The organism is Rummeliibacillus stabekisii (assembly GCF_007988965.1).
Classification (GTDB): domain Bacteria; phylum Bacillota; class Bacilli; order Bacillales_A; family Planococcaceae; genus Rummeliibacillus; species Rummeliibacillus stabekisii.
The window spans coordinates 756,059-780,220 of record NZ_BJVD01000001.1 but is presented as its reverse complement, the minus strand read 5'-3'; the positions used below and the strand labels follow the sequence as shown (position 1 = coordinate 780,220).

The following is a 24,162-nucleotide window of genomic DNA, read 5'->3' as shown; positions in this document are numbered from 1 at the left end:
TTATATTTATATACTGATATTAGTACCAAGTGCTAATATTAAGGGGCGACGAAGAATAATATGAAGTACTCCAAGAAAGAACGACAATTATTATTGCAGCAAACCATAACAGACAACCCTTTCATCACAGATGAACAGCTAGCCTCAAAGTTTCATGTAAGCGTTCAAACAATAAGATTGGATCGTATGGAGTTGTCTATCCCTGAATTGCGCGAACGGATTAAAGATGTCGCAGCAAACAATTTTGAAAGTGAAGTAAAGTCCCTGCCGATCGATGAAGTTGTCGGCGACATCATTGATATTGAATTAGATGAAAGAGCCCTATCGATTTTTGATGTGGGAGAAGAACACGTATTTCAACGGAACCGCATTGCAAGGGGGCATCATTTATTCGCGCAAGCCAATTCATTGGCTGTTGCCGTGATTGATGATGATTTAGCTCTCACCGCACATTCTGATATATATTTTTTAAAGCCGGTAAAAGCAGGGCAACGCGTTATTTCAAAAGCTGTGGTCACAAGCAATGACAAAGAACGAAAACGAACGTTTGTGACAGTAACATCAACAGTTGATGGAAACACAGTTTTTACTGGGAAATTTGAAATGTACCGCACGAAAGGCAGTGAACATAAATGAAGTTAGCCGTAGACGGCATGGGCGGAGATCATGCGCCTAAAGCGATAATAGAAGGCGTATTTCAGGCGCTTGAATCGTCACAGGATTTAGAGGTTTTACTATATGGCCATCAAGAGAAGATGCAGCCGTATCTAAAGGAACATCCTCGTCTGAAGGTAATCCATTGTGAAGACATCATTGAAGGTACGGATGAACCTGTAAGAGCAGTACGCCGCAAAAAAGATGCTTCCATGGTTAAAATGGCACAAGCAGTTACGGATGGGGAAGCAGATGCTTGCATTTCTGCCGGTAACACCGGTGCATTGATGGCTGCGGGATTATTTATTGTACATCGCATTGATGGCATAGACCGTCCTGCTTTATCTACAACATTGCCAACGCTTGACGGTAGTGGTTTTGATATGCTCGATCTAGGGTCCAATGCTGATGCAAAACCTGAAAACCTTGTACAGTACGCAATAATGGGTAGCATCTATGCCAAAAAAGTCAGAGGCATTGAAAATCCAACAGTTGGTTTATTGAACATTGGTACAGAGGATAAAAAAGGTAATGATCTGGCTAAGCATGCGTTCCCTCTGTTAAAAGAAGCACCAATCAACTTCATTGGCAACGTAGAAGCGCGTGAATTGCTTAATCATGCAGCAGATGTAGTAGTAACAGATGGATTTACAGGTAATATGGTTTTAAAAACGATTGAAGGTACAGCTGGCAATGTCTTTAGTATGCTGAAAGAAGCGTTTATGGTTTCCGCGAAAACAAAAGTAGCAGCATTGCTAATGAAAGATAAATTAAAAGACTTAAAGAGCAAAATGGATTACACCGAATATGGGGGTGCTGCATTATTTGGCCTTAAAGCACCTGTCATAAAAGCTCATGGGTCATCTAATGCACAAGCATTCGCGAGCGCGATACGTCAAGCTCGTCAAATGGTTGAATATAACGTTAGTAAAACAATTGATGAAACAATAACAACAAACGATTAAAAATGAAAGACAAGGGGAGAAAAATATGGTGAAAGTTGCTTTTGTTTTTCCAGGACAAGGCTCTCAAGTTGTAGGAATGGGACAAGAATTCCTTGCAGACAACGAGTCTGAAAATTATTATAAGCAAGCCGACCAATTATTAGGTTTCGAGCTATCCAAACTAATGCTAGAAGGCCCAAAAGAAGATCTCACATTAACATATCATGCTCAGCCTGCATTATTAACAACTGGCGTTATGATTGCTGATCTATTGAAAAAAGAAGGCATACATCCCTCTTATACAGCAGGCCATAGCTTAGGTGAATATGCGGCCTTAGTGACTTCTGATGTGATGTCATTTAAAGATGGTGTGCAAGCAGTACATAAACGCGGCGTATACATGAATGAGGCTGTACCCGCTGGAGAAGGGGCTATGGCGGCCATTTTAGGTCTTGATCGGTCAGCGTTAAAAGAAGTAACGGATGAAGTCTCACGAAATGGTGAGTTAGTGCAGTTAGCAAATTTAAACTGCCCAGGACAAATCGTGATTTCTGGAACAGCTAAAGGCGTGGAAGAAGCTTCTTTGAAAGCGAAAGAAGCAGGTGCGAAACGTGCTATTCCGTTAGTAGTGAGTGGTCCGTTCCATTCCGAATTAATGCGCCCGGCATCAGGTGAATTGAAAGAAATGTTGGCAAGCATCGAAATGCAAGATGCAAAAATCCCTGTCATTGCTAATGTCACTGCACAACCTGTAACGAAGAAGCAAGACATTCAATCATTGTTAGTAGAACAACTATACAGTCCTGTTCTGTGGGAAGATTCTGTACGCACATTACTAGAGGCAGGTGTAGATGTCTTTATTGAATGCGGACCTGGCAAGGTATTAAGTGGTCTTATTAAAAAGGTTGATCGCAAAGTGAAAACATACTGTGTATATGACTTGGCAACGTTAGAGCAAGTTGTAGAAGCTGCGAAGGAGTGGTAGAAATGGCTAATTTAACAGATCAAGTTGCAATTGTCACTGGAGCCTCAAGAGGCATTGGACGTTCGATTGCCCTATATCTAGCAAAACTTGGAGCAAAAGTAGTTGTCAACTATAGCGGTAGCAAAGAGAAAGCAGAAGCAGTTGCGAATGAGATCCAAGAAAATGGTGGTACAGCTATAGCAGTACAAGCCAATGTGGCCAATAGTGACGATGTTTCAGCTCTTATGAAAGAAACCATTGATGCATTTGGAAGAATCGACATACTAGTTAATAATGCAGGCATTACGCGCGACAATTTACTTATGCGCATGAAAGAAGACGATTGGGATGCCGTAATGAATACCAATTTAAAAGGCGTCTTCCTTTGCACTAAGGCTGTTTCTCGCCAAATGATGAAACAACGTGCTGGTCGTATTGTCAATATCGCCTCTATCGTTGGTGTTTCCGGCAATGCAGGACAAGCAAATTATGTTGCTGCAAAAGCTGGCGTTATAGGTCTGACTAAGACTTCGGCTAAAGAATTGGCTGCACGTAATATTTATGTCAATGCTGTAGCGCCTGGTTTTATTGACACAGAGATGACAGAAGAATTGCCTGAGGATATTAAAGAACAAATGCTTGGTCAAATTCCGTTAGCTAAGCTAGGTAATCCAGAAGATGTAGCGAAAGTGGTTGCATTCTTGGCGTCCGATGATGCAAGCTATATGACTGGTCAAACTTTGCATGTAGATGGCGGAATGGTCATGTAACTTTAACTATTAATAATTTGATGTTTTTTGTATAATCATTGAGGGGAGGTGAACAATTTGGCAACAGTAATTGAACGTGTAACTAAAGTAGTAGTTGACCGTCTAGGTGTTGATGAAAGCGAAGTGAAGCCAGAAGCTTCTTTCCGCGACGATCTAGGTGCGGATTCACTAGACGTAGTTGAGTTAGTAATGGAATTTGAAGAAGAGTTTGATATGCAAATTGATGATGAGGACGCTGAAAAAATCGGCACTGTAGGCGATGCAGTAAGCTTTATCGAAAGCAAATTAGGCTAATTTTAAGTTTTTAAACACATACTATACTTGAAACTTCCCTTGCAGTATTCTTGCAGGGGAAGTTATATTTTTATCTAGGATTATTCAGCAGCGAAGTACATGCCTTGATTTGTAAGGAAACCTATGACAAGATGAGGGACTACTGATTGCTAATCACTGCCGGAATAACATTGCTAGTGGAGAATCAACTCAGCGCAGCTTTCCTATAATACTTTGCAGATTAGAAAAGAAAAAGGTAAAATAGAGGTGTATGAAATGGAAAATAAGAAGGTTGATAAAAAATGAAAATACAGGGACTCTCACAGAAAAATGGAGCAATTTCTGAACAATCACGTTTAAAATTTGCTCAATTACAAAAACAATTAGACGTGCATTTTGAGAATGCGAATTTATTGTATAACGCATTTACACATTCATCATTTGTAAATGAGCATCGTAGAAAGCTGTTTGAAGATAACGAACGCCTTGAATTTTTAGGAGACGCCGTGCTAGAGCTAACTGTTTCTAAATTTTTATTTCTAAAATTCCCAAAAATGAGTGAGGGTGAGCTGACGAAATTACGTGCAGCTATAGTTTGTGAATCTTCTCTTGTTATGTTTGCCAATGAATTAAATTTTGGCGAATTTGTACTGTTGGGTAAAGGAGAAGAGATCACAGGGGGCCGAGAACGCCCAGCATTGCTAGCAGATTGCTTTGAAGCTTTCGTAGGCGCATTATATTTAGATCAAGGATTAGAAACAGTTGTAACATTTTTAGACAAAGTTGTGTTCCCTAAAGTGGAGCTCGGTGCTTTTTCACATGTGATGGATTTCAAAAGCCAATTGCAAGAATTAATTCAACAAAATAACTCAGGTACTGTGCAATACGAGATTATAAAAGAAAACGGTCCTGCACATAATCGTACATTTGAGTCAAAAGTTTTGTTGAATGACAAAGAGCTTGGCGTTGGTCATGGCAAATCAAAAAAAGAAGCAGAACAAAAAGCTGCTGAACATGCTATACGTGCATTTAAAGCCCAGTTAGCGAATGATCAGGAGGGTTAATTTTGTTTTTAAAACGACTTGAAGTGATTGGTTTTAAGTCATTTGCTGATCGAGTAGGAATAGATTTCGTACCTGGGGTAACAGCAGTAGTTGGGCCTAACGGTAGTGGGAAGAGCAATGTAACAGACGCTATTCGATGGGTGCTAGGCGAGCAGTCAGCCAAATCACTGCGTGGCATCAAAATGGAAGACATTATTTTTGCCGGCAGTGATTCACGTAAGCCGCTCAACTTTGCTGAGGTTTCTTTAATTTTAGACAATGAAGACGGACGCTTGCCTATTTCTTACAATGAGGTAAGCGTGACTCGTCGTGTCTATCGTTCTGGTGACAGTGAATATTTATTAAATAAACAGCAATGTCGATTAAAAGATATTACGGATCTGTTTTTAGATTCTGGTTTAGGCAAAGAAGCCTTTTCTATTATCTCTCAAGGACGAGTAGATGAAATTCTCAATAGTCGGCCAGACGACCGCCGTTCTATTTTTGAAGAAGCAGCAGGCGTATTGAAATACAAACAGCGCCGAAAAAAAGCGGAACACAAATTATTTGAAACAGATGATAATTTGCATCGCGTTCTAGACATTTTGCATGAATTAGATAAAAGGATCGAGCCACTGCATATACAAGCTTCTGCCGCAGAAGATTATTTAAAGATGTCCGAAGAAATGAAGGATATGGATTTAGCTGTTTTAGTTCATGACATGGAGCAGTTAAAACGTTCAATTGAACAGATTGTCAGCGAAAGAAAGAATGTTTTGGCGCAAGAGCAAGCCTATTCCAAGCAGATTGCTGAAAAAGAAGAAACTATTACAGCGTTTCGTCAAAAGGTTAGTAATCTCGATTCCTTGTTAGACGAATCACAACATCAATTAGTGGAAGTAAGTGCTGAGGCTGAGCGTTTCGAAGGAAGAAAAGTATTAGTAGCAGAAAAAAGAATGAATGCTAATACTCAACTGGAGAAGCTAAAGCAATCCTTACAAAAAGCAGAAGCATCGCTTTCTCATTGGGAACAAGCAAAAGTAACTCGTGAAGGTCAGTTAACGGAGCGTCAAAAGGATCTGCAAGAATTAAAAAGAGCAGTAAAACAGTTAGAAGATCTTCTCAATCGCTCTTCTTCCGAGATACATGCTGAAATTGAACAATGGAAAAATACCTATATTGATCGCTTAAATGAAGAAGCCACTGTGAAAAATGAAGTAAAAAATATTACGCATTTATTGGCAGAGCAAGCTCAAAATGAAGTGAAGATTTCGAGCCAATCTATTGAGATGGCTGAAGAGCTTCAAACCTTACAAAAAGAGCAACAGCGAACTGTCAAATCGCATGATGAAGTAACAAAAGAAGTTGCTCGAAAATTAGCAGAATATGAAGCTTGCCAAAAAGATGCCAACCATGCGAAAGCACAATATGATAAGCAACAAGAAATGCTTTTTAAAGGATATCAACACCTGCAGCAGCTGAAAGCAAGAAAAGAAACACTTGCGGAGCTAGAGGCAGATTTTTCGGGGTTCTATCAAGGTGTAAAAGCTGTATTGGTCGCACGTGAAAAAAATCAATTGAATGGTATCCACGGAGCTGTAGCTGAACTTATTCATGTAGATGGCGAGTATGCTAAAGCATTAGAAACAGCTTTAGGTGCTGCTATGCAGCATATTGTCACTGAAACAGATGGAGATGCAAGAAAAGCCATCTCATGGCTTAAACAGCAAAAAGCTGGCAGAGCAACTTTTTTGCCTAAAAACGTCATAAAATCTCGCAAAATAGCAGATAGTGTTTTGCAGACTGTCAACACCCATCCTTCTTTTATTAATACGGCGGATGAACTGGCTACTTACAATCCAAGCATAAGAACAATTGCTGAAAGCTTATTAGGCCACGTCCTAGTGGCACGAGATTTACAGGGCGCTTCACAAATAGCTAAAGCTTGTAATTATCGCTATCGCGTTGTGACGTTGGACGGTGATGTAGTAAATACAGGCGGTTCTCTAACAGGGGGGTCCGTTAAACAACAAGCTTCATTGTTTAGCAGAAAAGCAGAATTAGAAGGCCTATCTGAACAGCTTGTCCAAATGGAGCAATCGATTGGAAAAGCTGAAAAAATTGTAGCTGACTGGAAAAAGCAATTTGAAGAAAAGTCTACCCAGCTTGAAGAATTACGCTTGCAGGGTGAGGAATTGCGTTCCAAAGAAGTTGAATATAGTGCTCACTTGCGTGAAATGGATACTACTATCAAGCGGTTATCACTAAGAGTCTCCATGTTCACAGATGAACAGCAAGATGCAACAGGCCGCAAAACCACTCTAGAACAGCAATTAGAAAGCTTTGCAAAACGTCAAAAAGAATTAACAGAAGAACTGACGGAAATTAATCGTACAGTCGAAGAGTTGAATGCTTTACAACAGCAAAGTGAGACAAAGCGAGATGCCTTGAAAGAAGAATACGCCCTTAAACGTTCTCAACTAGCAGTCCTTAACGAACAAGTCACACAGCTAAAAACAGCTGTTGCGGAAGCTACATCACAAGTTGAACAAGCAAAAGAAGAAGTGAAATATACGTCGAATGAGATGGATTGGTTGCTAAATGGTGGAGATCTAAATGGCCAAAGCGAGGAAGAAATCCAGGAGACCATTGAACGTTTACAAAAACAAAGAGAGACTCTTGTACAAACGGTAGAACGTACTAAAACAGAGCGCATGCAAATGCAGCAACAGGTAGAGCAAATCGACCTCGACTTAAAGGAATTACAACGTGTTCATCAAGGTATGCTTGATGGTATACGAAACTATGAAGTAAAACTAAGTCGTTTAGATGTAGAATATGAAAATTTGGCACAACAAATGGAAACAGATTATGATATAACATTTGAAGATGCCTTATTGCAACATGACCATGATACAGATATTGAGGCAGCACGACGTAAAGTCAAACTGTTGAAACAATCGATTGCAGAACTTGGGACAGTTAACTTAAGTGCAATTGAGGAATATGCGACTGTTTCGGAACGCCATACATTCCTAACAAATCAACGTAATGATTTATTAGAAGCGAAAGAAACTCTGCACGAGGCGATTCGCGAAATGGATGAAGAGATGACAAGTCGTTTTAAGGAAACCTTCTTTGAAACGCGTGCACATTTCCAAAGCGTTTTCCGAGAATTATTCGGCGGAGGTCATGCTGATTTAGAATTATTAGATCCTGATAACTTATTAGAAACAGGCATCGAGATTGTTGCCCAGCCACCAGGGAAAAAGCTTCAAAGACTTAGCCTGCTTTCTGGGGGAGAAAGAGCTTTAACAGCTATTGCGCTGCTGTTTGCAATTTTAAAAACAAGGCCAGTACCGTTCTGTATTCTAGATGAAGTAGAAGCCGCATTAGATGAATCTAATGTTAATCGTTATAGCCAATATCTAAAGCGATATAGCCAAGAAACACAGTTTATTGTCATTACCCATCGGAAGGGTACAATGGAAGGCGCGGATGTATTGTACGGTATCACAATGCAAGAATCCGGTGTTTCTAAGTTAGTTTCTGTCAAACTTGAACAAGAAGTACCCGTACCAACATAGTACAAAGGAGTGAATAATATGAGCTTTCTAAAACGTATGAAAGAAAAACTCACAGGCGGTCCGAAAAACGATCCTGCTGAAATGGAAGACCTGGAGCAGGGTGAAAAAGCGGGAATAGTAGAAGATGCACCGTCAAATGATATAGATGTCAAAGAAGCGGTGAAGGAAGAACAGGTAGAACAATCTACTGAAGAACATGAGCACGAAGAAAAACAAGACGAGCAGGTAGGGCTAGAAGAAAAAGAAGAATTAGAAGAGGAACAAGAAGTATCCTCCGATGAAGAAGAAAATAAAGAAGAAGCAAAGTCAAAATGGGGCTTTTCTGCTTTCTCTATTACGGAAAAATTCAAATCTGGCTTAGCCAAAACGCGTAATTCCTTTACCTCTAAGGTAAATGATCTTGTAGCACGCTACCGCCATGTGGATGAAGAGTTTTTTGAAGAGCTTGAAGACCTTTTATTGCAAGCTGACGTTGGCATGGAGACCGTGATGGAGCTAACGGAAAAATTGCGTTTTGAAGTACAACGCAAAAATATTAAAAATACAGATGGTATCCAAGCGTTGATTTCCGAAAAGCTGGTTGAAATTTATGAACAAGGCGAAGAGGATATCACAAGCTTAAATATACAAGAAGATGAGTTAACGGTTATTTTATTTGTTGGCGTGAATGGCGTGGGCAAGACCACAACTATTGGCAAACTTGCTCACCGTTTAAAGCAAGAAGGGAAGTCGGTTATACTCGCTGCCGGCGATACCTTCCGAGCTGGTGCTATAGACCAGTTACAAGTTTGGGGAGACCGTGTAGGCGTTGAAGTGATTAAACAGTCAGAAGGATCAGATCCAGCTGCTGTTATGTATGATGCAATCCGTGCAGCGAAAAATCGTAAAGCAGATGTATTAATTTGCGATACTGCCGGTCGGCTGCAAAATAAAGTAAACTTAATGAATGAGCTGGAAAAGGTTCATCGTGTCATTTCCCGGGAAATTCCGACAGCGCCTCATGAAGTTTTACTTGCACTCGATGCTACAACAGGACAAAATGCTTTACAACAAGCTCAAATATTTAAAGAAGCGACAAATGTTACTGGTATTGTATTAACAAAGCTAGATGGTACAGCAAAAGGCGGTATTGTACTTGCTATTCGCAATAAATTGCATATTCCCGTTAAATTTGTCGGTCTCGGAGAACAAATGGATGATTTGCAGCCGTTTGACTCTGAGCGATATGTTTACGGCCTTTTCGCGGATGCTTTAGATGAACAACTGGCTGAAGAAAAAGAATAGTTAGCGAAACGCAAGAATGTCGTATGTTCCTACTGCTGCATTCTTGCGTTTTTTTTGAATGAAAGTCGAAAAGACAAGTAATTTTACTTGACGGATAGAGGTTTTGAAATTAAGATACAGTAGAGTATGTATAATCGAGGGGAGTTTCAGTATGTTACTTGAAAAAACAACACGCATGAACTTTCTCTTTGACTTTTATCAAGCGTTGTTGACGGACAAACAAAGAAGTTATATGCAGCTTTATTACCTAGATGATCACTCATTGGGGGAAATAGCAGAAGCTTATGAGGTGTCACGTCAAGCAGTTTACGATAATATTCGCAGAACTGAAGCGATGCTTGAAGAATATGAAGAAAAACTTCAATTGTTTGAGAAATTCCAAAACCGACAGAAAATAATAACAAAGCTTTCAAAAAGTATGGCAGATATCCAAGCAGACAGCAAAGAGGTATTATCGCTGATTGAACAGCTTAAAGAATGGGATTAGGAGGCGATTTTTATGGCATTTGAAGGTTTAGCGGAGCGGCTCCAAGGAACGATCAATAAGATTAAAGGTAAGGGAAAAGTAAACGAACAAGACGTAAAAGAAATGATGCGCGAAGTTCGTTTTGCTTTAATCGAGGCCGATGTTAACTTAAAAGTGGTTAAAACGTTTATAAAAAAAGTTAGTGAACGTGCTGTAGGTCAGGATGTAATGAAGAGTTTGACACCTGGCCAACAAGTAATCAAAATCGTAAAAGATGAACTAACAGAATTGATGGGTGGAGAGCAAAGCCCGATTAAATTCGCGCCTAAGCCGCCTACTGTTATTATGATGGTAGGTTTACAAGGTGCCGGTAAAACAACGACTACCGGTAAATTGGCTAATGTATTGCGTAAAAAATACAATCGTAAGCCATTGCTAGTTGCAGCGGATGTTTATCGTCCTGCGGCGGTTCAGCAATTGCAAACACTTGGTAAACAGCTTTCGTTGCCTGTTTTTGCTTTAGGTACAGATATTTCGCCTGTGGAAATAGTGCGCCAAGCATTAGAAAAAGCCAAAGAAGAACACCATGATGTTGTCTTGGTCGATACAGCTGGACGATTGCATATCGATGAAAATCTAATGCAGGAATTAAAAGATATCCGTGGCTTAAAGGAACCAGATGAAGTTTTCCTAGTAGTTGATGCCATGACAGGGCAAGATGCTGTAAACGTAGCGGAAAGTTTTAATGAAGCTGTAGGCATTACTGGCGTTATATTGACAAAATTAGATGGCGATACACGTGGTGGTGCGGCGCTTTCTATTCGTTCTGTAACAGAAAAGCCAATTAAATTTGTTGGTATGGGCGAAAAAATGGATGCGCTGGAACAATTCCATCCAGAACGTATGGCTTCTCGTATTCTCGGCATGGGCGACGTTATGACCCTAATTGAAAAAGCTCAGGCTACAGTTGACGAGGATAAGGCTCGAGAGCTTGAGGAAAAGTTCAAAACTCAAAGCTTTACTTTAGATGACTTCTTAGACCAAATGAGCCAAGTGAAAAAATTAGGACCGCTTGATGAAATTTTAAAAATGCTACCTGGCGCAAATAAAATTAAGGGCTTAGAAAACGCAAAGATAGATGACAAACAAATTGGCCATATAGAAGCCATTATATTGTCTATGACGCCTGCTGAAAAAACGAACCCTGAAATTATCAATGCCAGCCGTAGAAAAAGAATTGCTAAAGGATCTGGCTCTTCTGTACAAGAAGTCAATCGACTGATTAAGCAGTTTGATGATATGAAGAAAATGATGAAGCAAATGACAGGTATGGCTCAAAAAGGAAAGAAAAAAATGAAACTTCCTGGGCTAGACTCCTTGTTTAAATAAAAAAAATAAGTTAAAATAATGTGTGTTAAGAAAAAACACTTTACAAAGTATTTAAAGCTTGATATCATACTATCTTGTGTGAAACTATTCGGAGGTGCAATTAAAAATGGCAGTTAAAATTCGTTTAAAACGTATGGGAGCAAAAAAATCTCCTTTCTACCGTATCGTAGTTGCTGATTCACGTTCACCACGTGATGGCCGCTCTATCGAAACAATCGGTACTTACAACCCACTAACTTCTCCAGCAGAAGTTAAAATCGACGAAACTAAAGCATTAGCTTGGTTAACAAATGGTGCAAAACCATCTGATACAGTTCGTAACTTGTTCTCAGACCAAGGCATCATGGAAAAATTCCATAACTCTAAAATCGGTAAATAATCGGAGGCGGTCTTATGCAGCAGCTGATCGAGACAATCGTAAAACCTTTAGTCGATTATCCAAACGAAGTGAAGATAACATGTGACGAAAATAATCATCGCATTGTATATAAACTTTCTGTCCACCCTAGTGATATGGGAAAGGTTATTGGCAAGCAAGGACGTGTTGCAAAAGCAGTTCGTACAATTGTTTACTCAGCAGCAGGCAACCATCGCGGCAAGAAAATTTATATCGATATTTTAGATTAATGAAACTAGGAAGGAGCATAATCCCTTCCTAGTTTTATTTTTAACATCGTGTTTTTTCTAAAGCAAATAGGACAAGTATATGTCTTTTTCCTTAAAGTTTTGGAGTTCACAGAAAAAATGAAGCTGTAGTAGGTTTTTCATTGAATATTAGTTTTTATAGACTATATTGAAAAGCGGAAGAGGGGCTTATTGTACTTCCTGAGGACATGTAGCAAAACTCACTTCCAAGAGCTGATGATAATTTTTGAATAGTCTCCAATTTTGCTGTAGGGGCAATAGAGAAAATGGATATAATAAACTAGAGTGAATGTAAAGATCTCATAAATTAAAAGAGGTGAAAAAGATGGAATGGTATAACGTAGGGAAAATTGTTAATACACATGGCATACGCGGAGAAGTGCGCGTCATCTCCCAAACTGACTTTCCAGAAGAAAGATATGCAGTTGGCCAACAACTAGGACTATTTAGAAAAGGGGATACAAAGCCGCTATTATTGACGGTCGCATCCTCCCGCAAGCATAAAAACTTTATTCTTCTTACATTTGAAGGCTATCCTAATATTAATGATGTAGAACCTTTCCGAGACGGCATTTTAAAGGTAAATGAAGAGCAATTAGAAGAAGATGAATTGCAAGATAATGAATTTTATTATCATGAGATTATTGGATGCACGGTTTATAACCAAGAGGGACAAGCTATTGGCCAAGTAAAAGAAATTTTTGAGACAGCTGCCAATGATGTATGGACAGTAAAGGGTGAAGATGGCAAAATGCACTATATCCCTGTAGTTGATGAATTTATAAAAGAAGTAAATATTGAAGAAGGAAAGATTGTAATCGAAGTGATAGAAGGTTTGCTATCATGATGAACATCCATGTACTCTCATTATTTCCCGAAATGTTTACGGGCGTCTTTGGCTCGTCTATTCTAAAAAAGGCGCAAGAGAAAGAAGCAGTCGGATTGTCTGTTACTGACTTTAGAGAATATGCCGCGAATAAACATGCGCAGGTGGATGATTATCCATATGGTGGTGGTGCAGGTATGGTATTGAAACCTGAACCACTTTTTAATGCGGTTGAGGCGCTTTCGAAGGATGGCAAAAAACCACGTGTCATTTTAATGTGCCCTCAGGGTGAACGGTTTACCCAAAAGAAAGCTGAAGAATTGGCCAAAGAAGAAGATTTACTGTTCCTATGTGGCCATTACGAAGGCTACGATGAACGTATAAGAGAATATTTAGTAACAGATGAACTCTCCATAGGCGACTTTGTTCTAACAGGCGGAGAATTAGCTGCTATGACGATTATCGATAGTGTGGTGCGTTTATTGCCAGGAGTGCTCGGCAATGATGATTCGCCCATTTTAGATTCTTTTTCAACGGGTATGTTGGAACATCCTCATTATACACGGCCAGCAGATTTTCGCGGAATGAAGGTGCCGGATGTTCTTTTATCAGGCAACCATGCGAAAATTGAGCAATGGCGTATGGAACAATCGTTAAAACGTACTTTTGAGAGAAGACCGGATTTATTAGCAGATATTGAACTAAGCAAAGAACAAAAAACATATTTAGAAAAACTTAAAAACGGCAAAGCATAAAAGAGAGGATCTCTTGCAATACATCTAAATTTATGATAATATTTGAGATGCATTTTATGAAAATGCCGAATTACGGTGTTCCGCTGTAGCAACCAAAGTGACCTGCAAGAGCATCTGTCCAAGGAGAGAAAACAATGTCAAACATTATTTCAGAAATCACTAAAGACCAACTTCGTACTGACATCCCTGCATTCCGTGCTGGTGATACAGTAAAAATCGACGTTAAAGTAGTCGAAGGTACTCGCGAACGTATCCAAGTATACGAAGGTGTTGTAATTAAACGTCGTGGTGGCGGTATCAGCGAAACTTTCACAGTTCGCAAAATCTCTTATGGCGTTGGAGTTGAACGTACATTCCCATTACACACTCCAAAAATCGCTAAACTAGAAGTTACTCGTCGCGGTAAAGTTCGTCGCGCTAAATTGTACTACCTACGTAATTTACGTGGTAAAGCTGCTCGTATTAAAGAAATTCGATAAGCTTAAATATGTTAAAAGAGAGCTGCATTTTAGCTCTCTTTCTTTTTGCTTCAAACGGCAAATCCCTGTACAATAGATATATAATGGGCACGCTTGTGAAACCGCTCTAGATGTATATTCTGGATTAATATCAAGGGGGCATCTTTTTGAAAAAAGAGAAAAAAGAAAAAAATGAGTTGTGGGAATGGACAAAAGCACTTGTGATTGCCTTTGTACTGGCTGCAGGTATCCGTTATTTATTATTTACACCGATTGTTGTTGACGGAGAATCAATGATGCCTACACTCGAAAACGGAGATCGTATGATTGTCAACCGGTTTGGCTACCATATTGGTGATATTCATCGCTTCGATATTGTTGTCTTTCATGCTCCTGAGAAAAAAGATTACATTAAACGTATTATTGGATTACCTGGAGATCGATTAATGTATAAAGATGATCAGTTATATATAAATGGCAAAAAGATTGCCGAGCCATATTTAAAGAAATATAAAGAAGAAATCATGGACGGTGGAACCTTAACAGAGGACTTCTCATTAAGGGATACGCCTAATGCAAAAGGTGATACAATCCCGGACGGTTATGTATTCGTTATGGGTGATAATAGACGGTATAGTAAGGATAGCCGGCATATTGGCATTGTACCGATCAGCAAAATTATTGGTAAAACAAACGTTGTCTTTTGGCCACTCGATCAAATGGGCAAAGTAAAATAAGGAGTGAACAAATTGACGATTCAATGGTTTCCTGGACATATGGCCAAAGCGCGCAGGCAGGTAACAGAAAATCTAAAGCTTGTTGATATTATTTTTGAATTAATTGACGCGCGGCTTCCGATGTCTTCTAGAAATCCTATGCTTGACGAAGTTATTCATCAAAAAACAAGGCTGCTTATTCTAAACAAGGCAGATATGGCAGATGAAGCACAAACAAAAAAGTGGCTGTCATTTTTTGAACAACAGGGCCAAAAAGCAATAGCTATCAATTCATTAGATAGTAAAGGGCTCAAACAGGTCACAAAGGCGGCGCAAGAACTGTTGGCGGATAAATGGGCTAGAATGAGAGCAAAAGGCCTTAAAACGCGCGCTATCCGTGCTATGATAGTTGGAATACCGAACGTTGGAAAATCGACGCTGATTAACCGACTAGCCAAGAAGAACGTTGCAAAAACAGGTAATACCCCAGGCGTTACAAAATCGCAGCAATGGATTAAGGTTGAAAAAGAACTAGAGTTGCTGGATACTCCCGGGATTCTTTGGCCTAAGTTTGAGGATCAAGAGGTAGGCTATAAATTAGCGCTCACTGGAGCGATTAAAGATGCTATTACCAATATGGATGACTTAGCGATTTATGGCTTGAAATTTTTAAATCAATATTATCCTGGAAGAATGGAAGAACGCTATAAACTTTCACAATTGGATGATGAAATTGTAAAAACCTTTGATCATATCGGCAAGTTACGCCGTGTTATAATCAGCGGAGGCGAGATTGATTATGATCAAGTAGCAGAGCTGATAGTGCGTGATATCAGGGGCCAGCAGCTTGGTAAACTGACTTTCGATTTTGTAGAAGATTTTGCAACAAAACCATAACCTTTTTTGCCCACAGGCAAAAAAGGTTTTTTTCTGGATTTTTGATAGATTTAGCCGATACATAAGATAACGATTAGGAGAACAAGACATGAGAACAATCAAAAATATTAAAGAAGAATTAGATACTATTGTTGAATGGCAGGAATGGATGGAAGAGTTAAAAGACGATCCACGGCAAGGAGCCAAAAAAGCCTTGCAGCAATGGTATCGACGAAAAGAGAAAGAAAATGAACTGGCTAAAGAGCACCAAAAGAAAATAGCATTTGACCAGTCGTTTAGGCCATATAAACAGGCATTAATTGCAGGCATTGATGAAGCTGGTCGTGGACCATTGGCAGGACCGGTAGTAACAGCAGCTGTTATATTGCCAGATGAATGCGACTCATTGATAGGCTTAAACGATTCTAAGCAACTTTCTAAGCAGGCCAGGGAGAAATTCGCAGAGAAAATTCAAGAGTGTGCATTAGCTACAGCGATCCACTTTCAACCAGCTGATATTATTGATGAACTTAATATTTATGAAGCGACAAAACAATCCATGAAGTCCTCAGTTGAAATGCTGCAGTTAAAGCCCGATTTTGTACTGGCAGATGCCATGACTTTGCCGATTGATATAGAACAAGCTTCTATTATTAAAGGGGATGCCAAAAGTTTGGCAATTGCAGCAGCATCCATATTAGCGAAGACTGCAAGAGATCATTACATGGAGGAAATGGCTGATAAGTACCCATTCTATGGCTTTGAAAAGCATGCAGGTTATGGTACTAAGCAGCATCTAGATGCATTAGAACAACATGGTCCTACACCGATTCATCGAAAGACATTTGAACCGATTAAATCTATTCTTTTAACGAAAGGGTGAAGTGTAGTGAATTATCCATCATTGAACTCAGTTCAATTGGGCAAAACAATGGTTAATAACCAGCAGCCGCTCACACTTAAGCAAGGCCAGGTAATCCATGGTACGATAAAACAACTTTTTCCTAACCAAATGGCAGAAATTCAAATTGGTGGCCAAAAGTTAATCGCAAAATTAGAAATTCCTTTGCAGGCAGGCAATGCGCATTATTTTCAAGTGTCAGGTACTGAACCAGATTTACAATTAAAAGTAATATCAAACCCTATGTCATCTGCAATGCCACTAACTCAACAAGCAGATCAGCTATTAAATGCACTTGGATTAAATCAAACAACTTCTCTGAAAGAACTAGCTTCATTTTTTCTCAAAAATAATTTGCCGCTGTCAAAAGAACTTTTTTTGCAAGCAGAGGAATTATTGAAAAATTTGCCGGATAATCTAGGGACAAAGGAAGCTTTACAAATTATCCAAAAGCTTATAGCACATAAGCTGCCTATTCAACAAGGTACATTTCAAGCTGTCCTGGAAGGAAATATGAAAAATGGATTTGCAGACCTGTTGAAAAACTTCCAGCAAGTCGTAAAAACGGATGAGACAATCTCCATGGGCATGAAAAATCAACTACTGAATCAGCTAGAACAAATCAACAATCCTCTTTTAAAGGAAACAGGGGGTATTCTGCTTGGGAAAATGGTAGAAGCCTTATCTTCAGAGCAAACGTTGCCAGAAAATAAAGCGGCTATTTTGCAGGCGTTGAAGGATGTGGGAGTAATACCTCAAAATTCGAGGTTGTCCAATTGGCAGCAAGAGATTTTTCAACAACCGGCTAGCAGTGGGGCAACCTCCGACCCCATAAACAACAAGACGGAACAGCCAATAGAGCTGCGTACAATAGTGAAACTGCTTCAGGCGCTAGAACAGCAGCCGACTACCCAAGATAAGGGACAGCTTATCGGGCAAATTCAAACAGCCATTGAAAAGAATACATTACTTACTACAGAACAAAAAAGTAACCTAATTCAATTGGCACAACAATCCACATCAACGAAAGACATAGCCCAAACTAAAGCTGTCATAACTCAATTGCAAGAGCAATTGTTAAAGGCTGCTAGTGAGAACGCGATAGTAAAACCATTTGAAGTAGATGATAAAGGCACATCAGCTAAGCACCAGCTGCTTCAATTGCTTGGCCAGGAGGGTAATTCCGAACAACTTTTCAGCCATTTAACAAAGTATACGTTAGAGTCGAAATCAACACATTTAAAAGGAATGCTACAAGAGACTGAGGATCAATTGGCAAATAATCTAAACGGTAAAGCTATTCAAGCGACCATTAAGGAATTATTCAAGGGACTAGGGCTAAGTTACGAAGCAAAATTAGCAGACGCCTCATCTGACATTCGCCAATTCGCTGAACAACTAAAACCGCAACTAATTGGGCTTTTGCAAAATGGAGTGGTATCTGACGCAACTAAAGATTTAGCAAAGCAAGTGTCAGCAAGGCTTGATGGAATGCAGTATTTATCTACTGAATTAGGGCCAGAGCAACAGCTAATCATGCAATTACCACTTAATTTCTTAGGAAGGCAATCAGAGGCAACACTGCAGTGGAGCGGTAGGAAAGGTGCAGATGGAAAGATTGATGCGGATTTTGCACGCATCCTATTTTATTTGCAATTGCATTCATTAAAAGAAACAGTAGTGGACATGCAGGTTCAAAGCAGGATAGTAACTATAAATATCTACAATGACAACGAAGGTCTAAAAAACTTAGCAGCCCCCCTTAAAGCGTTGTTAAAAGAAAATCTAGCACGTCATGATTACCAGCTGTCCGGTCTCATTTTCAAAGACCAGCCGGAAACAGCTAAAAGCAATAGCATCAATCTTTTCCAATCTTCAAATGCCGAACAAAGGGGAGTTGATTTCAAAATATGACAAAAGAGCCAAGTGTGCGTAAGGAAGCGGTTGCCTTAACTTATAATCCCAACCAAGCAGATGCGCCTAAAGTGATTGCAAAAGGGAAGGGTCAAATTGCTGAAAAGATTTTAGAGCGGGCAGAAGCCAATCACATTCCCATACAAAAAGATCCGTCACTTGTTCAATTATTGGGACAGCTAGATCTCAATGAAAGTATACCAGAGGAACTTTATCAAGCCGTCGCAGAAGTATTTGCATTTATTTACCAGTTAGATCAACTCCATGAAAAGACAAAAATCGACAAAATGTGATAAAATCTCTTTGTTCTTTCGTAGCACAAATTGTTATTTTTTAAATAAAAAATGTCATAAAATAGAGAATCTCTGGACATTATAGTTTTATTTATATACAATAAACTTGTATTTCAGAATACTAGTATTTGAGAACATGAAGGAATTTAGTTGGGAGGAACAAGGATGAATATCCACGAATATCAAGGGAAAGAGATTCTTCGTAAATATGGGGTAGCTGTTCCTGCTGGTCGGGTTGCTTTCTCGCCAGAAGAAGCAGTAAATATTGCGAAAGAATTAGATTCCAAAGTTACGGTAGTAAAAGCTCAAATTCATGCAGGCGGCCGCGGTAAAGCTGGCGGTGTAAAGATTGCGAAAAACTTAGATGAGGTTCGCTCTTACGCAAAAGAATTATTGGGCAAAGTACTTGTAACACATCAAACCGGCCCAGAAGGAAAAGAAGTAAAACGCCTATACATAGAGGCAGGTTCAGATATTCAAAAAGAATACTATGTAAGTCTTTTAGTTGATCGTGCGACTTCTCGCGTAACATTAATGGGATCTGAAGCAGGTGGTATGGATATCGAGGAAGTTGCTGAAGAAACACCAGAAAAAATATTTAAAGAAGTTATCGATCCAGTAGTAGGTTTAACAGGCTTCCAAGCTAGACGCCTTGCTTTTAATATGAATATCCCTACTAAGTTAATCAATAAAACTGCTAATTTAATGTTAGGTTTATATAAAGCGTTTACAGATAAAGATGCTTCCATCTTAGAAATTAACCCGCTTGCTGTTACAGGAGACGGAGAAGTAATGGCACTTGATGCCAAATTCAACTTCGACGACAATGCATTGTATCGCCATAAAGATGTTGTCGAATTGCGCGATTTTGATGAAGAAGACCAAAAAGAAATCGAAGCATCAAAGTATGACTTAAACTATGTTACACTTGATGGCAATATTGGTTGTATGGTAAATGGGGCAGGACTTGCTATGTCTACTATGGATACAATCAGCTTTTACGGCGGAAGACCCGCAAACTTCCTGGATGTTGGGGGCGGTGCAACAGCTGAAAAAGTAACAGAGGCATTTAAAATTATCCTTTCAGATCCGAATGTTAAAGGGATCTTTGTCAATATTTTCGGCGGTATTATGAAGTGTGACGTAATCGCTGAAGGTGTCATTGTTGCAGCCAAAGAAGTAGGTCTAAAGGTACCTCTAGTAGTAAGACTTGAGGGTACAAACGTAGAACTAGGCAAAAAATTATTAAATGAATCAGGCTTAGATATTGTTGCAGCAGATTCAATGGCTGATGGCGCTCAAAAAATTGTGGAACTTGTAGGTTAAGAAAGGCGGAATCGGGATGAGTATTTACATCAACAAAGATACAAAAGTATTGGTACAAGGCATTACAGGTTCGACAGCTCTTTTCCATACAAAACAAATGCTTGAGTATGGCACAAAGATCGTAGCTGGTGTAACTCCTGGTAAAGGTGGCACTACAGTGGAAGGGGTTCCTGTATTTAATACGGTTAGCGATGCAGTAGAAAATACAGGTGCAAATGTATCTGTAATTTATGTACCTGCTCCATTTGCGGCAGATGCTATTCTAGAAGCGGTAGATGCCGAATTAGACATGGTTATCTGTATCACTGAACATATTCCAGTACTTGATATGGTTAAAGTTAAACGTTATATGGAAGGCAAGAAAACACGTTTAATCGGACCAAACTGCCCAGGTGTTATCACAGCGGATGAGTGTAAAATTGGTATCATGCCTGGCTATATTCATACAAAAGGCCATGTAGGCGTTGTTTCTCGTTCTGGTACATTGACTTATGAAGCTGTTCATCAATTAACAGTAGAGGGCATTGGTCAATCTACTGCTGTTGGTATTGGTGGGGACCCTGTCAATGGTACGGACTTTATCGATGTATTAAAAGAGTTTGAAGCAGATCCAGACACATATGGCGTAATCATGATTGGTGAAATCGGCGGTACTGCTGAAGAAGAAGCTGCTGAATGGGTTAAAGCCAACATGACGAAACCAGTAGTTGGATTTATCGGTGGCCAAACAGCACCTCCAGGAAAACGTATGGGCCATGCCGGCGCTATTATTTCTGGCGGTAAAGGAACAGCTGCTGAAAAAATCAAAACAATGAGAGAGTGCGGTATTGAAGTAGCTGAAACACCAGCTGTAATCGGCGAAACATTTATCCGTGTTATTAAAGAAAAAGGCTTGTACGATAAGTGCAAAACCCATTAATATGTATAGTGTAGTGTAGCACTCTAAAGTGCTACACTTTTTCATTTCAATGTGAAGGGAGGAAGGTCATGAGTCATTTGACCTTTTCTGAAAGAATACTAGCATTGCATTATGTGTTCCCTGTTCCCCTAAACAGACTTTCATCACTTCTTCAAAGAGATCCAAATTTAGAGAGAATTGGGCATACTGAAGCATCTGAATTAGCCATCCTATTAAATATCTCTGTCGATAAAGCTCAAAAATTGCAAAAAAATTATTTAAAAACGTTGGAGACCCCACTCCTACAAGCATACAAAGCACATAAAATTATCCCCATACCTTTTAATCATCCCTTATACCCCACCAGATTACTTGCATTATATGACCCGCCAGTAGTACTTTATACAAAAGGCGACTCTGCAATTTTAGAGAATAAACGAAAGATAGCTATTATAGGAGCAAGAAATGCTACTACTTATACAGATAAGGTATTAAACTTCATCGTGCCGCCATTAATAGAGCATGAGTTTGTCATTGTCAGTGGTTTGGCAAAAGGTGCTGACCGCAAGGCACATGAAACAACTATTCGTTTTTCTGGAAAAACAGTAGGGGTACTTGGACATGGATTATTTCATTTATATCCTAAAGAAAATAAAAAACTTGCTGAGCAAATGGAAATAAATCAGCTGCTTATAAGCGAATATCCACCATACGTCAAGCCGCAAAAATGGCATTTTCCTATGCGTAATCGAATCATTAGCGGTTTATCGACGGGAATAGTGGTAACAGAAGCGGCTGAAAAAAGCGGTACTTTAAGCACAATTGATCATGGATTAGAAAATGGCAAAACAATTTTTGCTGTGCCAGGCGATATTACAAATCCACTTTCAAAAGGGCCACACAAACTGATTGCAGAAGGAGCTAAACCTATATGGAATGGCTATCAAATAATAGAAGAATTAGAAGAATTTTTACATTCGAAATGAAAAATGGTTGCAAAATTTGATTTTCTGTTATACATTTTGCAACAGGTATTTCTTTTGAAAACTTAAACAGCCTCTCTAAGGGGGAACTTATATGTCGGATTATTTAGTGATAGTGGAATCTCCTGCAAAAGCGAAGACAATTGAACGTTACTTAGGAAAAAAATATAAAGTAAAAGCATCAATTGGTCATGTGCGAGATCTTCCACGCAGTCAGATGGGTATTGATACTGAAAATAATTATGAGCCTAGATATATTACGATTCGCGGTAAAGGCCCTGTACTGCAGGATTTAAAATCAGCTGCGAAAAAAGCAAAAAAAATCTATCTAGCAGCCGATCCCGATCGTGAGGGTGAAGCGATTGCATGGCACTTAGCGCAAGCTTTAAATATTGATATCGAATCAGACTGCAGAGTAGTATTTAATGAAATAACGAAGGATGCAATAAAAGAATCATTTAAACATCCTAGACCAATTGATATTGATTTAGTAGATGCACAGCAAGCACGCAGAATACTAGACCGTCTCGTAGGTTACAACATTAGCCCTTTATTATGGAAGAAAGTCAAAAAGGGTTTATCAGCAGGACGTGTACAATCAGTTGCATTAAGGCTTATTATTGATCGTGAGAATGAAATTAAAAATTTCCAGCCTGAAGAATACTGGACAATCGAAGGTAATTTCCAAAAAGGAAAAAAACCTTTTGATGCACTCTTTTATGGTAATGCCAAAGAAAAAATTAAATTAAAAAATAAAGAAGAAGTTGAAGCAATTTTAGCGAAACTAAATGGTGAAGACTTTGAAATTATTAAAGTAGTTAAACGAGAAAGAAAACGAAATCCTTCACCTGCTTTCACTACCTCATCACTGCAACAAGAAGCAGCTCGAAAGCTAAACTTTAGAGCAAGAAAAACAATGATGCTAGCACAACAATTATATGAAGGTATTGATGTTGGTAAAGAAGGTACAGTCGGTTTGATTACATATATGAGAACAGATTCAACTCGTATCTCAGAGACGGCTAAAAAAGAAGCCTTTCAATATATTGATCAAACTTATGGAAATGAATATACAACGCCGATCAATCAACAGGCGAAGAAGTCAGAAAAAGCGCAAGATGCGCATGAGGCAATCCGCCCAACAAGCACTATGCGTCATCCAGATCAACTTAAAACAGTATTGTCACGAGATCAATTAAGATTGTATCGTTTGATTTGGGATCGCTTTGTAGCAAGCCAAATGGCTCCTGCTATTTTAGATACAGTTACGGCAGATTTGCAAAATGGCGATGTTATTTTTAGAGCTTCAGGCTCCAATGTGAAATTCCCTGGTTTTATGAAGCTTTATATAGAAGGATCAGACGACCAGAAAGAAGAAAAAGACAAACTACTGCCGCCGCTTGAAAAGGGAGACGTGGTTAAGAGTCTAGAAATAAATCCAAAACAACATTTTACGCAGCCACCTCCACGTTTTTCTGAAGCAAGGCTTGTAAAAACGTTAGAAGAACTAGGGATCGGCCGTCCTTCAACATACGCCCCTACATTAGATACAATTCAAAAGCGGGGATATGTAACGTTAGAAGCTAAACGCTTTGTGCCAACTGAGCTTGGGGAAATAGTACATTCACTCGTACTAGAATTTTTCCCTGATATCATTAATATTGAATTCACTGCTCAAATGGAAAAAGATTTAGACAGTATAGAAGATGGCGATGTAAAATGGAAAAAAATTATCGATGACTTTTTCCGTAAATTCGAGAAAGATCTACAGCATGCAGAAATTGCGATGGAAAAAGTTGAAATAAAAGATGAACCTGCTGGCGAAGATTGTGAAGTTTGCGGCTCGCCAATGGTCTTTAAGCTAGGACGATATGGCAAGTTTATGGCTTGTAGCAATTTCCCAGATTGTCGGAATACTAAAGCTATTGTGAAAGAGATCGGAGTCAAATGCCCTAAATGTAAAGAGGGCGAGATTGTTGAAAGAAAGAGTAAAACAAAGCGGATTTTTTATGGATGTAACCGCTATCCAGATTGTGATTTTGTCTCTTGGGATAAGCCAATTAATCGCCCTTGTCCAAAATGTAATGAATTATTGGTGGAGAAAAAGATTAAAAAGGGTATTCAAGTCCAATGTACAAATTGCGACTACAAGGAACAACCTACACAATGATGCACTATTAGAAAGCAGGTAAAGAGA

The 24,162-nt window shown here is 39.2% G+C and carries 24 protein-coding genes; all 24 read left to right on the top strand.

Going from position 1 to position 24,162, the window contains the following annotated elements:
- Positions 1 to 60 precede the first annotated feature (60 nt).
- The 24 genes from fapR to topA all read left to right on the top strand — a co-directional run bounded on the left by fapR (position 61) and on the right by topA (position 24,135).
- On the top strand, positions 61 to 636 hold the full coding sequence (gene fapR / locus RST01_RS03940) for a transcription factor FapR (protein WP_147194193.1): 576 nt from the start codon (positions 61 to 63) through the stop codon (positions 634 to 636).
- Positions 633 to 1,619, top strand: coding sequence for a phosphate acyltransferase PlsX (plsX, locus tag RST01_RS03935; protein ID WP_147194191.1), 987 nt, complete (start codon positions 633 to 635; stop codon positions 1,617 to 1,619). Before fapR ends, plsX begins: the two co-directional genes overlap by 4 nt.
- A gap of 25 nt (positions 1,620 to 1,644) precedes the next feature.
- Positions 1,645 to 2,583 (top strand): ACP S-malonyltransferase, encoded by a 939-nt coding sequence (gene fabD, locus RST01_RS03930; RefSeq protein ID WP_147194189.1) that lies wholly within the window; start codon positions 1,645 to 1,647, stop codon positions 2,581 to 2,583.
- 2 nt (positions 2,584 to 2,585) lie between these two features.
- Positions 2,586 to 3,332: a 3-oxoacyl-[acyl-carrier-protein] reductase gene (gene fabG / locus RST01_RS03925; RefSeq protein WP_147194187.1), complete on the top strand. Its 747-nt coding sequence runs from the start codon at positions 2,586 to 2,588 to the stop codon at positions 3,330 to 3,332.
- 48 nt (positions 3,333 to 3,380) lie between these two features.
- Positions 3,381 to 3,626 carry an acyl carrier protein gene (locus RST01_RS03920; protein ID WP_304621408.1) on the top strand — a complete coding sequence of 82 codons (246 nt, stop codon included), beginning with the start codon at positions 3,381 to 3,383 and terminating at the stop codon, positions 3,624 to 3,626.
- 281 nt (positions 3,627 to 3,907) lie between these two features.
- Positions 3,908 to 4,669 carry a ribonuclease III gene (gene rnc / locus RST01_RS03915; RefSeq protein WP_147194185.1) on the top strand — a complete coding sequence of 254 codons (762 nt, stop codon included), beginning with the start codon at positions 3,908 to 3,910 and terminating at the stop codon, positions 4,667 to 4,669.
- Positions 4,670 to 4,671: 2 nt separating this feature from the next.
- Entirely contained in the window at positions 4,672 to 8,235 is a 3,564-nt protein-coding gene (gene smc / locus RST01_RS03910) for a chromosome segregation protein SMC (RefSeq protein WP_147194182.1), read from the top strand.
- A gap of 18 nt (positions 8,236 to 8,253) precedes the next feature.
- Positions 8,254 to 9,519: a signal recognition particle-docking protein FtsY gene (ftsY, locus tag RST01_RS03905; protein WP_147194180.1), complete on the top strand. Its 1,266-nt coding sequence runs from the start codon at positions 8,254 to 8,256 to the stop codon at positions 9,517 to 9,519.
- Between the two features lie 151 nt (positions 9,520 to 9,670).
- Positions 9,671 to 10,006 carry a putative DNA-binding protein gene (locus RST01_RS03900; protein ID WP_066785351.1) on the top strand — a complete coding sequence of 112 codons (336 nt, stop codon included), beginning with the start codon at positions 9,671 to 9,673 and terminating at the stop codon, positions 10,004 to 10,006.
- A 12-nt stretch (positions 10,007 to 10,018) separates the two neighbouring features.
- Positions 10,019 to 11,374: a signal recognition particle protein gene (gene ffh, locus RST01_RS03895; protein ID WP_147194178.1), complete on the top strand. Its 1,356-nt coding sequence runs from the start codon at positions 10,019 to 10,021 to the stop codon at positions 11,372 to 11,374.
- 106 nt (positions 11,375 to 11,480) lie between these two features.
- Positions 11,481 to 11,753, top strand: coding sequence for a 30S ribosomal protein S16 (rpsP, locus tag RST01_RS03890; protein WP_147194176.1), 273 nt, complete (start codon positions 11,481 to 11,483; stop codon positions 11,751 to 11,753).
- A gap of 14 nt (positions 11,754 to 11,767) precedes the next feature.
- Positions 11,768 to 12,001 (top strand): KH domain-containing protein, encoded by a 234-nt coding sequence (locus RST01_RS03885; RefSeq protein WP_066785358.1) that lies wholly within the window; start codon positions 11,768 to 11,770, stop codon positions 11,999 to 12,001.
- Positions 12,002 to 12,344: 343 nt separating this feature from the next.
- Positions 12,345 to 12,866, top strand: coding sequence for a ribosome maturation factor RimM (gene rimM, locus RST01_RS03880; RefSeq protein WP_066785360.1), 522 nt, complete (start codon positions 12,345 to 12,347; stop codon positions 12,864 to 12,866).
- Positions 12,866 to 13,600 (top strand): tRNA (guanosine(37)-N1)-methyltransferase TrmD, encoded by a 735-nt coding sequence (trmD, locus tag RST01_RS03875; RefSeq protein WP_147195088.1) that lies wholly within the window; start codon positions 12,866 to 12,868, stop codon positions 13,598 to 13,600. Before rimM ends, trmD begins: the two co-directional genes overlap by 1 nt.
- Before the next feature lie 134 nt (positions 13,601 to 13,734).
- Complete coding sequence (gene rplS / locus RST01_RS03870; protein WP_066785363.1) at positions 13,735 to 14,079, top strand: 50S ribosomal protein L19; 345 nt, start codon at positions 13,735 to 13,737, stop codon at positions 14,077 to 14,079.
- A 146-nt stretch (positions 14,080 to 14,225) separates the two neighbouring features.
- On the top strand, positions 14,226 to 14,795 hold the full coding sequence (gene lepB, locus RST01_RS03865; protein ID WP_066785366.1) for a signal peptidase I: 570 nt from the start codon (positions 14,226 to 14,228) through the stop codon (positions 14,793 to 14,795).
- A gap of 12 nt (positions 14,796 to 14,807) precedes the next feature.
- The gene (ylqF, locus tag RST01_RS03860) at positions 14,808 to 15,671 is read left to right on the top strand and encodes a ribosome biogenesis GTPase YlqF (RefSeq protein WP_066785368.1); all 864 of its coding nucleotides are present in this window, start codon (positions 14,808 to 14,810) and stop codon (positions 15,669 to 15,671) included.
- Between the two features lie 88 nt (positions 15,672 to 15,759).
- Positions 15,760 to 16,533, top strand: a complete 774-nt coding sequence (rnhB, locus tag RST01_RS03855) for a ribonuclease HII (protein WP_147194174.1) — start codon at positions 15,760 to 15,762, stop codon at positions 16,531 to 16,533.
- Positions 16,534 to 16,539: 6 nt separating this feature from the next.
- Positions 16,540 to 18,465 carry a TP0910 N-terminal domain-containing protein gene (locus tag RST01_RS03850; protein ID WP_147194173.1) on the top strand — a complete coding sequence of 642 codons (1,926 nt, stop codon included), beginning with the start codon at positions 16,540 to 16,542 and terminating at the stop codon, positions 18,463 to 18,465.
- On the top strand, positions 18,462 to 18,758 hold the full coding sequence (locus RST01_RS03845; RefSeq protein WP_066785374.1) for an EscU/YscU/HrcU family type III secretion system export apparatus switch protein: 297 nt from the start codon (positions 18,462 to 18,464) through the stop codon (positions 18,756 to 18,758). The genes RST01_RS03850 and RST01_RS03845 overlap by 4 nt, the downstream gene beginning before the upstream one ends.
- Positions 18,759 to 18,923: 165 nt before the next feature.
- A complete protein-coding gene (sucC, locus tag RST01_RS03840) occupies positions 18,924 to 20,084 on the top strand; it encodes an ADP-forming succinate--CoA ligase subunit beta (protein WP_066785376.1) in 1,161 nt (386 codons plus the stop codon).
- Between the two features lie 16 nt (positions 20,085 to 20,100).
- Entirely contained in the window at positions 20,101 to 21,003 is a 903-nt protein-coding gene (gene sucD, locus RST01_RS03835) for a succinate--CoA ligase subunit alpha (protein WP_066785379.1), read from the top strand.
- A gap of 68 nt (positions 21,004 to 21,071) precedes the next feature.
- Positions 21,072 to 21,968: a DNA-processing protein DprA gene (gene dprA / locus RST01_RS03830; protein WP_147194171.1), complete on the top strand. Its 897-nt coding sequence runs from the start codon at positions 21,072 to 21,074 to the stop codon at positions 21,966 to 21,968.
- 91 nt (positions 21,969 to 22,059) lie between these two features.
- Positions 22,060 to 24,135 (top strand): type I DNA topoisomerase, encoded by a 2,076-nt coding sequence (topA, locus tag RST01_RS03825; protein WP_147194169.1) that lies wholly within the window; start codon positions 22,060 to 22,062, stop codon positions 24,133 to 24,135.
- The last annotated feature ends 27 nt before the right edge of the window (positions 24,136 to 24,162 follow it).

Coding starts and splice junctions, on each gene's coding strand:
- ffh (WP_147194178.1), top strand. CDS start 10,019: ATGGCATTTGAAGGTTTAGCGGAGCGGCTCCAAGGAACGATCAATAAG.
- fapR (WP_147194193.1), top strand. CDS start 61: ATGAAGTACTCCAAGAAAGAACGACAATTATTATTGCAGCAAACCATA.
- trmD (WP_147195088.1), top strand. CDS start 12,866: ATGAACATCCATGTACTCTCATTATTTCCCGAAATGTTTACGGGCGTC.
- rnhB (WP_147194174.1), top strand. CDS start 15,760: ATGAGAACAATCAAAAATATTAAAGAAGAATTAGATACTATTGTTGAA.
- rnc (WP_147194185.1), top strand. CDS start 3,908: ATGAAAATACAGGGACTCTCACAGAAAAATGGAGCAATTTCTGAACAA.
- ftsY (WP_147194180.1), top strand. CDS start 8,254: ATGAGCTTTCTAAAACGTATGAAAGAAAAACTCACAGGCGGTCCGAAA.
- RST01_RS03900 (WP_066785351.1), top strand. CDS start 9,671: ATGTTACTTGAAAAAACAACACGCATGAACTTTCTCTTTGACTTTTAT.
- fabG (WP_147194187.1), top strand. CDS start 2,586: ATGGCTAATTTAACAGATCAAGTTGCAATTGTCACTGGAGCCTCAAGA.
- sucD (WP_066785379.1), top strand. CDS start 20,101: ATGAGTATTTACATCAACAAAGATACAAAAGTATTGGTACAAGGCATT.
- RST01_RS03885 (WP_066785358.1), top strand. CDS start 11,768: ATGCAGCAGCTGATCGAGACAATCGTAAAACCTTTAGTCGATTATCCA.
- fabD (WP_147194189.1), top strand. CDS start 1,645: ATGGTGAAAGTTGCTTTTGTTTTTCCAGGACAAGGCTCTCAAGTTGTA.
- rimM (WP_066785360.1), top strand. CDS start 12,345: ATGGAATGGTATAACGTAGGGAAAATTGTTAATACACATGGCATACGC.
- rplS (WP_066785363.1), top strand. CDS start 13,735: ATGTCAAACATTATTTCAGAAATCACTAAAGACCAACTTCGTACTGAC.
- dprA (WP_147194171.1), top strand. CDS start 21,072: ATGAGTCATTTGACCTTTTCTGAAAGAATACTAGCATTGCATTATGTG.
- RST01_RS03845 (WP_066785374.1), top strand. CDS start 18,462: ATGACAAAAGAGCCAAGTGTGCGTAAGGAAGCGGTTGCCTTAACTTAT.
- plsX (WP_147194191.1), top strand. CDS start 633: ATGAAGTTAGCCGTAGACGGCATGGGCGGAGATCATGCGCCTAAAGCG.
- topA (WP_147194169.1), top strand. CDS start 22,060: ATGTCGGATTATTTAGTGATAGTGGAATCTCCTGCAAAAGCGAAGACA.
- rpsP (WP_147194176.1), top strand. CDS start 11,481: ATGGCAGTTAAAATTCGTTTAAAACGTATGGGAGCAAAAAAATCTCCT.
- sucC (WP_066785376.1), top strand. CDS start 18,924: ATGAATATCCACGAATATCAAGGGAAAGAGATTCTTCGTAAATATGGG.